The sequence below is a fragment of the Priestia sp. FSL W8-0001 genome, from assembly GCF_038050335.1.
Classification (GTDB): Bacteria; Bacillota; Bacilli; order Bacillales; family Bacillaceae_H; genus Priestia; species Priestia flexa.
Map to the genome: position 1 here is coordinate 3,299,210 of NZ_JBBPAL010000001.1, position 12,000 is coordinate 3,311,209.

Annotated in this window: 9 protein-coding genes, 1 other RNA gene and 1 other annotated feature; of the genes, 1 reads left to right on the forward strand and 9 read right to left on the reverse strand. The window is 39.4% G+C overall.

From position 1 onward, the window contains the following. Positions 1-57: 57 nt before the first annotated feature. The 4 genes from ssrS to MKZ18_RS17505 form a co-directional block, all read right to left on the reverse strand. Positions 58-237, reverse strand: a non-coding RNA gene (gene ssrS / locus MKZ18_RS17490) — 6S RNA. Positions 238-283: 46 nt separating this feature from the next. Then, entirely contained in the window at positions 284-2,062 is a 1,779-nt protein-coding gene (gene aspS, locus MKZ18_RS17495; RefSeq protein ID WP_025911729.1) for an aspartate--tRNA ligase, read from the reverse strand. Positions 2,063-2,074: 12 nt separating this feature from the next. Further along, complete coding sequence (gene hisS / locus MKZ18_RS17500) at positions 2,075-3,343, reverse strand: histidine--tRNA ligase (protein WP_061784990.1); 1,269 nt, start codon at positions 3,341-3,343, stop codon at positions 2,075-2,077. A 67-nt stretch (positions 3,344-3,410) separates the two neighbouring features. Then, positions 3,411-3,643: a binding site (T-box leader), on the reverse strand. A 130-nt stretch (positions 3,644-3,773) separates the two neighbouring features. Continuing rightward, on the reverse strand, positions 3,774-3,950 hold the full coding sequence (locus tag MKZ18_RS17505) for a hypothetical protein (protein WP_035321387.1): 177 nt from the start codon (positions 3,948-3,950) through the stop codon (positions 3,774-3,776). A 177-nt stretch (positions 3,951-4,127) separates the two neighbouring features. Here MKZ18_RS17505 and MKZ18_RS17510 point away from each other — a divergent pair, with 177 nt between their 5' ends. Next, the gene (locus MKZ18_RS17510) at positions 4,128-4,985 is read left to right on the forward strand and encodes an N-acetylmuramoyl-L-alanine amidase (protein ID WP_251385190.1); all 858 of its coding nucleotides are present in this window, start codon (positions 4,128-4,130) and stop codon (positions 4,983-4,985) included. A 47-nt stretch (positions 4,986-5,032) separates the two neighbouring features. Here the strand turns inward: MKZ18_RS17510 and dtd are convergent, their stop codons facing one another. The 5 genes from dtd to MKZ18_RS17535 all read right to left on the reverse strand — a co-directional run bounded on the left by dtd (position 5,033) and on the right by MKZ18_RS17535 (position 11,957). Further along, entirely contained in the window at positions 5,033-5,479 is a 447-nt protein-coding gene (gene dtd, locus MKZ18_RS17515) for a D-aminoacyl-tRNA deacylase (RefSeq protein WP_025911732.1), read from the reverse strand. Between the two features lie 16 nt (positions 5,480-5,495). Continuing rightward, positions 5,496-7,694: a RelA/SpoT family protein gene (locus MKZ18_RS17520; protein WP_340842174.1), complete on the reverse strand. Its 2,199-nt coding sequence runs from the start codon at positions 7,692-7,694 to the stop codon at positions 5,496-5,498. A 427-nt stretch (positions 7,695-8,121) separates the two neighbouring features. Continuing rightward, on the reverse strand, positions 8,122-8,634 hold the full coding sequence (locus MKZ18_RS17525) for an adenine phosphoribosyltransferase (RefSeq protein ID WP_076512678.1): 513 nt from the start codon (positions 8,632-8,634) through the stop codon (positions 8,122-8,124). A 15-nt stretch (positions 8,635-8,649) separates the two neighbouring features. Then, the gene (gene recJ / locus MKZ18_RS17530; RefSeq protein WP_025911737.1) at positions 8,650-10,992 is read right to left on the reverse strand and encodes a single-stranded-DNA-specific exonuclease RecJ; all 2,343 of its coding nucleotides are present in this window, start codon (positions 10,990-10,992) and stop codon (positions 8,650-8,652) included. 71 nt (positions 10,993-11,063) lie between these two features. After that, on the reverse strand, positions 11,064-11,957 hold the full coding sequence (locus tag MKZ18_RS17535) for a cation diffusion facilitator family transporter (protein WP_025911738.1): 894 nt from the start codon (positions 11,955-11,957) through the stop codon (positions 11,064-11,066). Between the last annotated feature and the right edge of the window lie 43 nt (positions 11,958-12,000).

Genomic DNA, 12,000 nt, shown 5'->3' on the forward strand with positions numbered 1-12,000 from the left:
ACGTATTAAAACTCATAAAAAAACCTTCTCTATACGACAGAGAAGGTTTTTATGTAGGCTAGTCCCAATAATGCCGTCTTAATGCTTTCGTTTTGAACCCGCTCTCGGCAGGTGGGTACTCTGTTTTACACACTGTAAGTCCTTAGAAAAGGCATGTACGCTGTATAAAAACTCCGAGTTCCCAAGCAACAAATTGTTCGGTCAAAACTGTTGTAAAGACGAACATATCAGGACTCTATTGTTCTTGAAAGTATCTTATCACAGAAGATTTTGTTTTGCAATATTATGCTTCTGTTTTTGCTTTTCGAATATCTAGATTTAGTTCCTCAAGCTGAGCTTCGCTTACTTCACCCGGTGCGTTTGTTAGTAGACAGCTTGCACTTGCTGTTTTCGGGAATGCAATCGTATCACGAAGGTTCGTACGTCCAGCAAGCAGCATAACAAGACGATCAAGTCCTAATGCAATTCCACCGTGAGGAGGTGTACCGTATTCAAATGCTTCAAGTAAGAAACCAAATTGTTCATGCGCTTCTTCAAGCGTAAAGCCAAGCGTTTTAAACATTTGTTCTTGAATGTCACGCTCATAAATACGCAGTGATCCACCACCAAGCTCATAGCCGTTTAGAACAAGATCATACGCTTGAGCGCGAACGGCACCTGGATTCGTTTCTAACTGTGGTAAGTCTTCACGAACCGGCATTGTAAACGGATGGTGAGCTGCATAGTAACGACCTTCTTCTTCATCATGCTCAAGAAGTGGCCAATCTGTTACCCACAGGAAGTTAAATAGTGACTCATCAATTAGGCCAAGCTCTTTAGCCAGCTTTAATCGGAGCGCACCTAATGCATCTGCCACTACTGATTTTTTATCTGCAACAAATAATAATAAATCGCCTTCTTCAACCTGTAGCGTGCTCATAAACTGCGCTTGTTCTTCTTCGTTAAAGAATTTACTAATTGGTCCTTTCAGTCCTTCAGCTTCAACTTTTAGCCATGCAAGACCTTTCGCACCGTAAATCTTCACAAAATCTGTTAACGCATCGATATCTTTACGAGAATAATTCCCCGCAGCTCCTTTAACGTTAATTGCTTTAACTTGCCCACCGCTTTCTACCGCGGCACTGAACACTTTAAACCCGCAATCTTTTACAAGCTCAGATAAATCGACAAGCTCCATAGCAAAGCGCGTATCTGGCTTATCAGAACCAAAGCGACTCATTGCTTCATCATAAGAAATGCGTGGAAAAGGTGTTTGAATATCTAATCCTTTTACATTTTTCATCACTTTTGACATCATTTCTTCTGTCAATGTCATGATTTCTTCTTGCGTTAAGAAAGAAGTTTCAATATCGACTTGCGTAAATTCAGGTTGACGATCAGCACGTAAATCTTCATCACGGAAGCATCGCGCAATCTGATAGTAGCGCTCTACGCCGCTTACCATTAACAGCTGTTTAAAGATTTGTGGCGACTGCGGAAGCGCGTAAAATTCACCTGGGTGCACGCGGCTTGGTACAAGATAATCACGAGCACCTTCTGGCGTACTTTTTGTTAGAATTGGTGTTTCTACATCTAAGAAGTCGTTATCATCTAAGAAATTACGAATTGTTTTTGTAACGTCACTTCTCATCTTTAACGTTGAAAACATTTCTGGACGACGAAGATCTAAATAACGATATTTTAAACGAACATCTTCTGATACATCCGTTTGATCATTAAGAGCAAATGGAGGCGTCTTTGCTTCATTTAATACCGTAATACGCTCAGCGTGAATTTCGATTTTACCTGTTTTTAAGTTCGGGTTAATCGTTCCTTCTTGTCTGCCGACTACTTTCCCCTCAACTTGTAATACATACTCGTTACGAACGTTTTCTGCAATTTCAAGCGCTTCTTGTGATACCTCAGGGTTAAATACGACTTGTACTAAGCCTCCTCGATCACGTAAATCGATAAAGATTAACCCTCCTAAATCACGGCGTTTTTGCACCCAACCTTTTAACAATACTTTTTCACCAATGGCCGTTTCCGTTACGTCACCACAGTAATATGAACGTTTTGTCATGACTGTTCCTCCTTAAGCTTTGTTCTCTAAGTAAGCTACTAGCTCTTCTAACTTCACTTCTTCTTGCTCGCCTAGTGCCATATCTTTGACGTTGGCTACGCCTTTAGCTAATTCATCATCACCAAGGACCACTACGTATTTTGCTTCCAAACGATCTGCTGATTTGAATTGACCTTTTACTTTTTTATCTTGATAATCTTTTTCTGCTACAAATCCTGCTTTTCGTAGTTTATTAACAAGCGCGACTGATTTTGCTTTTGCTGCATCACCAAGTGTTACAACATAGCAATCAATGCCTTTTTCAACTGGAAGCTCAATGTTTTCAGCTTCTAATGCTGACAATAAGCGCTCAATACTTAAAGCAAACCCAATTCCTGGCGTTTCAGGTCCACCAATTTCTTGAATAAGTCCGTTATAACGTCCTCCGCCACATAGCGTAGTGATAGCACCAAATCCATCTGCTTCACTCATTAACTCAAACGCTGTGTGATTGTAGTAATCTAATCCGCGAACTAACGTTGGGTCAACGACATACTCAATATCTAAATCTGTTAAGTATTGCTGTACGCTTTCGAAGTACTCTTTTGAATAGTCATTTAAATACTCTAAGATAGACGGCGCTGTGTTCATAAGCTCATGGTCACGATCTTTCTTACAATCTAAAATGCGAAGTGGGTTTTTGTGCAAACGATTTTGACAATCGCTACAAAACTCACCGATACGCGGAGAGAAATGATCAATTAGCGCTTGGCGATGCGCTTGACGACTTTCCGTATCTCCCAGGCTGTTTACAACTAGCTTTAGCTTTTTTAAACCTAGCGATTGGTAAAAATTCATTAATAACGCTAACACTTCTGCATCAATAGCTGGATCGTTTACTCCAAGAGCTTCAACACCAAACTGAACGAATTGGCGGAAGCGCCCTGCTTGCGGTCTTTCATATCGGAACATGGGACCAATATAGAAAAGCTTCGTTGGTTGATTTGGATTTCCAAACATTTTATGCGTTACGTAAGAACGTCCAACAGCAGCAGTTCCTTCCGGACGAAGCGTTAAGCTTCTATCCCCTCGGTCTTTGAAGGTATACATTTCTTTTTGAACAATATCAGTTGTTTCTCCCACACCACGCTGAAATAACTCCGTATGCTCAAACATTGGTGTACGAATTTCTTTGTAGTTAAATGCACGACAGATTTCACGAGCTTTTTGCTCCACAAACTGCCAGTATTCTACTTTTCCTGGTAAGATATCTTGAGTTCCTCTTGGTATTTGAACTGACATAAAGCGTCATATGCCTCCTATAACTTCATTTTCTATAACAAAAAAACTCTCATCTCTACTAGCAACTAGTAGGGACGAGAGTTTAAATCACGTGGTACCACCCTAATTGAAGCATACATGCTGTACACTTCCACTCATTCGTTAACGTACGAAACCGTTCAGCTCCTACTAACCGTGCTTTCAGAGCGAAACCTCCGAAGTGTTCATTCATTGAGTCATCATGTAAAATGCTTTCAGCCCAAGGCATTTTTTCTCTCTCCATGTGTCATCTCAATTACTTTTCTTCATCATAGGTTCTATTCATATAAAATTAAGCTATGTAATAGCCTTTCATTAAAATATAGCAATTGTTTACTATATTACGAATGAAATGAACAGTTGTCAAGAACTTCACGGCCATAAATTATTGGTAAGTTGGAAACGAAATGAATTATGAGCGGTTTAGCTGTTTCCTAAGCTTTTGCACATCTCGAAGCGACAAACCAAATTCAGACGCTAATTCAATTGACGAAGCATCCTTTTCTTTATCTACGAAGTCGTGGAACTGCATGCCGAAAAGCGACTGATTTTGTTGAAAGGAATGCTCTCCTTTATCACTAAATTTCATGTACGTATCCCTTCTTTCTAAGTGCTTTCACACTAAATATGCTCTTTATAGCATTGCCAAAAAAGTCGACATCTTTCATAAATGAAAGGATTTTTTTTCACAACCTCGAATTACTTAGTCTGTGATAAAGGAGGGATACGTATCGCTTTTTTTCGTTCATCTAAACTTTATTTCTTGTTGTCTGTTATCATACTCGTTTGTCTCTCTTCCTTCGATGAGCCAGAATCTCCGAGTTTTTCACCTAGAATCGTTACAGCCGATACCTTACATGTTCGAACAGGACCAGGTTTAGCTTTTTCCATTTCAGCAACACTTAAGCAAAATGATCGGGTTAGCGTTATAGATCAGCAGGGAAATTGGCTTTTTGTACAATTTCAAGACCTTGAAGGCTGGATTTCTAAACCACATACAGCGTTATTAGACTTTAACAACCTCTCTCCACAGCAGCAAATTGAGCTAAAATCTACACCTGTTATCCAAAACGCACCTACAGATTATTTAAAAGGGAAAACCATCATTTTAGATCCCGGACACGGTGGGAAAGATAAAGGGGCCATAGGTACACAAGGTACGTATGAAAAGGACTTAACGCTCCGAACTGCTCGTTTCGTACAAGAAGAGCTTCAAAACGATGGTGCCACCGTAAAATTAACAAGAACAGACGATTCATATGTAGAGCTGTCCAATCGTATTCTAGCTTCAAACAGCGCTGATTTATATATTAGCATTCATTATAACAGCGTTGCTAACCCTGACTTAACAGGACTCATCACGTACTTTTACCATGATAACCAAGACTCTATTCTAGCTGGCTCTATCCACGCTTCACTTGTCCATCACAGTGACTTAAAGGACAAAGGAGTGCGTTTTGGAGACTACTACGTGCTGCGTGAAAATAAGCGCCCAAGCATTTTATTAGAGCTAGGTTTTTTAAGTAATAAGCGTGAGGAAACCTACATTAATTCCGTTGGGTATCAGCGAAGAGTCGCTCACCAAGTAGCCGTAGGAATTCAGCAATACTTCAAGCAACAATAGAAAAAGCGCCTGTTTGCACATGATGCAACAGACGCTTTTTTAATCATTTATTTATCTTTGCTTTCAATAATTAACGTAACAGGCCCATCATTGGTGAAGCTAACGTCCATCATTGCTCCAAACGAGCCGGTTTGAACACGAACTCCCTTTTTTTCTAGCTGCTCGTTAAAATAATTATACAGCGTAAGCGCTTTGTCTGGCTTTGCCGCTCCCATAAAATTTGGGCGTCTTCCTTTTCGACAATCACCATATAACGTAAACTGCGAAACAGATAGAATTTCACCTTCAATATCGAGCAATGAGTGATTCATTTTTCCTGTTTCATCTTCAAACACTCGTAGGTTGACTATTTTATCTGCAAGGTAATCCGCATCTTTCATTTCATCTTCATGCGTAACTCCTACTAAGAGCATAAAGCCTTTGCTAATTTCACCAACGACTTCACCTTCAACGGTAACATTTGCTTCTTTTGCACGCTGCACTACAACCTTCATTCTTCACGTACCTTTCTTAATGCATAATACGACGAACCGAATAGATATCACGAATTTGCTTAATTCGTTCAACAACTTTATGAAGATGACTAATGTTATGAATAGAGATTGACATATTAATGGTTGCCATTTTATTTCGATCCGATCGACCAGAGACGGCTGAAATATTGGTTTTTGTTTCATTGACAGCTTGAAGCACTTCGTTTAACAAGCCGCGACGATCATAACCAGATATCTCAATCTCGACGTTAAATTCTTTACCTTCTTTAATATGCGTTTCCCACTCAACTGGAATTAAACGATTTTCCGAATCCTCCGTATGGACATTTAAACAGTCTGCGCGGTGAACAGATACTCCCCGACCCTTTGTAATGAATCCTACAATCTCATCACCAGGAACTGGATTACAGCATTTCGATAAACGAATAAGCATATTTTCAACACCTGGTACAATAACACCAGAGTCTTTGCGCTTATGCTGACGTACACGCTTCGCTGCCGTATCTCGAGCCAGATCATCTACCTGCACTTCCTGCTCTTGATCACGCTGCTTTCGCCATTTCTCTGTCAAACGATTCGCAACCTGAGCAGCAGTTAAACCGTTATATCCAATTGCTGCATACATATCATCTTCATTTGAGAAGTTAAACTTTTCGGCTACTCGTTTAATATTATCGGTTGTTAATACTTCTTTTACGTCAAATTCCATTTGACGAATTTCTTTTTCAACAAGCTCTTTGCCTTTTTCAATATTTTCATCTCGGCTTTGCTTCTTAAAGAACTGACGTATCTTGTTTTTTGCCTGAGATGTTTGAGCAAGCTTCAGCCAATCTTTACTTGGTCCATAGGAATGCTTAGATGTTAAAATTTCAATGATATCTCCCGTTTTTAGACGATAATCCAGCGTGACCATCTTTCCATTGACTTTCGCACCGATTGTTTTATTCCCAATTTCTGAGTGAATGCGATATGCAAAGTCAATCGGAACTGAACCAGACGGTAATTCAATCACATCGCCTTTTGGCGTAAAAATATAGACCATGTCCGAAAATAAGTCAATTTTCAATGATTCCATGAACTCTTCTGCATCATTAGCGTCATTTTGGAACTCTAAAATTTCGCGGAACCAAGTCAACTTCTCTTCGAAAGATGCATGTTCCGTTGACTTGCCTTCTTTATAAGCCCAATGTGCAGCAATTCCATACTCTGCAATTTGATGCATATCAAAAGTACGAATCTGAACTTCCAAGGGATCGCCTTTTGGGCCAATAACAGTTGTATGAAGAGACTGATACATATTTTGCTTTGGCATTGCAATATAATCTTTAAAGCGGCCAGGCATTGGTTTCCAACAGGTGTGGATAATACCAAGTACCGCATAGCAATCTTTAATGCTGTCTACAATAATACGCACTGCAAGCAAATCATAGATTTCATTAAACTGCTTATTTTGAAGGGCCATTTTGCGATAGATTGAATAGATATGCTTTGGTCTACCTGAAATCTCAACTTTAATCGACACATCATCAACGTTCTCGCGTACTTCATCAATAACTTCTTCTAAGTACTGTTCGCGCTCTGCTCGCTTTTTCTTCATCAAGTTTACAATTCGATAATACTGCTGCGGATTTAAATAGCGCAGAGCTGTGTCTTCAAGCTCCCACTTAATCTTTGAAATCCCCAAGCGATGAGCAAGCGGTGCAAAAATCTCCAGCGTTTCGTTTGAAATGCGGCGCTGTTTCTCTTGTGGTAAATGCTTTAATGTACGCATATTATGCAAACGGTCGGCTAACTTAATTAAAATAACGCGAATATCTTGTGCCATTGCAACAAACATTTTGCGATGGTTTTCTGCCTGCTGCTCTTCTTTTGATTTATATTTAATTTTCCCAAGTTTTGTAACACCGTCTACTAACATTGAAACTTCTGAGTTGAAAGCTTTCTCTAAATCTTTTAGCGTTATCTCTGTATCTTCAACGACATCGTGTAAGAATCCAGCTGCAATTGTGGCTGGATCCATGTCAAGATCAACTAAAATCCCTGCAACCTGTATAGGATGAATGATATACTGTTCTCCTGATTTACGATATTGCTCTTTATGTGCTTCTTTTGCAAAATCATATGCTGCTTGAACAAACGCAACATCCTCTTCATCCAAATACCGTCTCGAATTATCAATGACCTGTTCTGCTGTTAGGACTTGCTCATTTGCCATGAAATCACCTTTATCAACTAGCATTTTTATTAATTCATATTGTAACTATTATCATGAAAATTAATAGAGATGTAAAGCCTTTGGTAATAATTTATCAAATAAAGTCACATTTCAATCTTTTGCTTTCTTCGTATTAAACAAAAAAGAGTTTGGGACATAACAAAATGATTGCTTCTAAAAGACGAACACTAGCTGTTCTCATCTCTTTGATTTGTCTCAACACGTTCGTTCCATTGCGCTACGGCCACTCGCTTTCCCGCAGGAGTCGAGTGTCCAACGCTCCATTCCACCCTGTTTCCAACATTGTTTTCACAATCAGCAAAAAACCTGAACGATTAAAAGTGAGAAACTCTCAATCGTTCAGGTTTATCATTGGCTGAATTACTTATGTCCCAGCCTCTTCTCTGTTTGATTATAAATCCGTTCATTAGTACGTCATTAATGTAAATACGTCGTACCCTTTTAGCTTTTCGCGTCCATCTAAGTATGATAACTCAATAAGGAACGCAATGCCAGCAACTACTCCGCCTAGTTCTTCAACTAGTTTAATTGTTGCTTCAATTGTTCCACCTGTTGCTAATAAGTCGTCTGTAATTAATACGCGTTGCCCTGGCTTAATTGCATCTTTATGGATTGTTAATACGTCTTTTCCATATTCTAAGCCATAATCAACTTTAATTACCTCACGAGGTAATTTACCTTCTTTACGAACTGGTGCAAAGCCCACACCTAGCGCATACGCAACTGGACAACCAACGATAAACCCACGTGCTTCAGGCCCAACGATGATATCAATTTCTTTATCTTTTGCATACTTCATGATTTCATCTGTCGCTGCACGATACGCTTCACCATTATCCATTAATGTTGAGATATCTTTAAACTTAATACCTGGTTTTGGCCAGTCAGGTACAATTGTAATATAATCTTTAAAATTCATTCTAATGTTGCCTCCTCATTCATCCGCACTTGCAAGAAGCTTCTCAAACTCACTTTTTAACTGTGCATATGAACTATAAATAAAGTTTTTTTCCATTTCAATTTGTTGCTGTTTCTTGCGATAAGTCACAGACTCTATTAAATCACGTTTAGGACTATTTTTCACTAGCGAAATTAGACCATTGTTTATTGTAACAAATTCTAGTTCGAAAAACACCTGGCAGATAAAATCAATTGTATCTTTTGTCCAGCCTTTATGAATGGCAATCTCTTCTTTATAGTGTTTTAAATCAAACGGGCTTCTTTTAGCCAGCAGTCCATAAAACCACTTAAAATGTTCACGAGTCGGAATCGTATCAAAATAACTATCATTTTCCGTTACGAACATCGCATAAATTCGAGCCGGCTTTCCTTCAGCAAATAAGAGATTTAACCTCTCTTTTGAATCTGGTAAATCTAAAAGAATCATTTGTTTATCAGCTGAATTATATAGACTAGCTTGTTCATCTGTCGAAATCTCAACGACTTGATCCATCGGCAAAATCGCTGCATGCTTTTGAACGGTTTGTTGATTAAACGTCACGATATCCATTTCTTTCGTGAAAATTTCTTGAAAGAATCTCTTCATATCAAATGAATTACGATAATCAAAAAGCTGCCATTCACTCACTGCTACATCTTCAATCATGAGCTGTGGCTTGCGTATATTATTCCATTCGTTAATTGAAAGCTCACCGACTAACGATACTTTGGCTAACGGAGAGACTTCATCTAATACATGTCCTAAACCAAACCCTACGACGTCAATTGATAGCCCATTATCTTCTACAACAAGCTTTAAATGGTTTTTATCACTGCCGATTTTACGCATTGATGTTGGCGTAACACGCTCAACAAGCACCTTCGGCTTGGGGTTATGCATGCCAAAAGGAGCGAGTGTTTGGAGCTCTTCAATACCAGCGATTGTAATATCCTCAACTTTGCATATCGTATCAATCGAGGTAATCGGAATGAAGTCTTGTTCAGTTAGCACTTCTCGCGCTTGTTCATTTAAACGCTGGCGCAGTAGCTCAACATTCTTCGCTTCAAGCGTCATCCCTGCAGCCATCGGGTGGCCCCCGAAATGCGGTAAAATATCACGACTCTTTGATAAGTTTGCAAATAAATCAAATCCAGCAATGCTTCTTGCCGACCCTTTTGCTAAGCCGGTTTCGTGATCCAGACTTAACACAATAGTTGGACGATAGAACTTTTCAACCAACCGAGAAGCTACGATTCCAACAACTCCTGCGTTCCACCCTTCACCTTCAATAATTAAGACTGCATTTTCACTAGGCGGATATAGGCTTTCTACAGTATCGATTGCTTCTTGCGTAATTTCATTTACAATCTGTTGGCGCTCTTTATTTAAAGCATCAATTTCTTTTGCTAACTCGATTGCTTCTTCATAATGAGCAGACATAAGTAAATCGACTGCCGGGTTCGCATCTTGAAGACGACCTACAGCATTAATTCTTGGAGCAAGGGCAAAACCAATTGTGTCTTCCGTAATGTCTTCTTTCTTCACACTGCACACTTTTAATAGCGCTTCAACTCCAGGTCGAGTTGAACTTTTTAAATAGCGTAAGCCCTTTTTCGCTATTAGTCGATTTTCTCCTACTAGCGGCACCAAATCAGCAATTGTACCAATGACAGCTAGCTCCAATAAATGTTCAGGAGCTTCACCGAGCAAAGCGTGAGCTAATTTAAACGCTACTCCAACTCCAGCTAGCTCTTTGAATGGATAGCCTCCACCTGGAAGTTTAGGATGGATAATCGCATAGGCTTCCGGAATTTCTGGACCTGGTTCATGGTGGTCTGTAATGATTAAATCAAACCCTATCTCAGCTGCTAGCTTTGCCTCTTTAACAGCGGAAATTCCAGTATCTACTGTAATAACTAATCCATATCCTTCATCACCAATCTGTCTAAATGCCTGTTCGTTTGGGCCGTAGCCTTCTGTAAAACGATTGGGTATATAAAAATCAACTTGCGCTCCGAGTTGACCTAAAACAGAAAGCATAACGGACGTACTGCTTACACCGTCAGCATCATAATCCCCATATATCATAATACGTTCATTGTTTTCAATCGCTTGACGAATGCGCGCAACCGTTTCTTCCATACCTTCTAAAAGAAATGGGTCATGAAAAGATTCATCCTCAATATGTAAAAACTGTGAGGCTTCTTCTACTGTTTGAATTCCTCGATTAATAAGCAGTGAAGCAACAAGAGGTGTAATATTGAGTTTCTTTGCAAATTCATCAACAAGTGGATCATCTATATGTTTTACATTCCAACGCTTCTTTGACTGTAGCATATCTCATCTCACCCCTTAACCCACATAATTATACTAAAGGCAACCCAAACGGGCAATGAGTGAGCTTAATCTTAACTTTCTGAATATGGGTTAATATGAACAAATACACCTTGAATATTCGGTTCTTCCAGTAACTTCTCTTTTACTACTTTTCCAATTTGATGGCCCTTTTTCACCGTGATAAACGGATCGACTGAAATACGCAAATCAACAATAACATAGTAACCATGCTCTCTTGCATGAAGCGTGTCAATTCGTTCAACACCTTCAACGCCTAACACGATCTCTTTTAAATGTGCGATATCTTCCTCATGAAGAACATGATCCAACGTATTGTGAAAAGCCTCTGCTCCTAGTGTCCAAGCTGTTTTTAACACAAGTACAGAAACAATTAATCCTGCGAGAGGATCCGCATACACTAACCACTCTATCCCAATTTCATCGCCAATAAGAGAAGCTCCAATACCTACAAGCGCTGCAAAAGAAGAGAACACGTCCACTCGATGATCATGAGCATTAATCATAACAGCGTCACTTTTTATTTTCTTTCCAATACGGTATGTGTAGCGGTACAATCCTTCTTTAATAATGATAGCCGCAACTAGAGCATAGACAGCAAAAATTTTAGGAGGCTCTATCCGATTAAAAAATGCTTGGAAAGAAGAAGTTAAAATTTCAATTCCTACAATGGCTAAAAGAACGGCTACGATAATAGCAGCGATTGATTCAGCTTTTCCATGTCCATAAGGATGATCTTCATCAGGTGGCTGCTTTGCAATTTTCACACCAATAAAAACCACAAGTGAGCCTGCAACATCTGAAACAGAATTGGCGGCGTCCGCTATGAGTGCTCGACTGTTTGCCATGACGCCTACAATCGATTTCATGATAGCCAAGACAATATTACCAACCATCCCTACCATCGCAGCAGTTTGTGCTTCTTTAAACCGCTGTTCATTGTCCATTTTTTCACACCCTTTCTAGAAAGACATTATTCATTAGCGTACC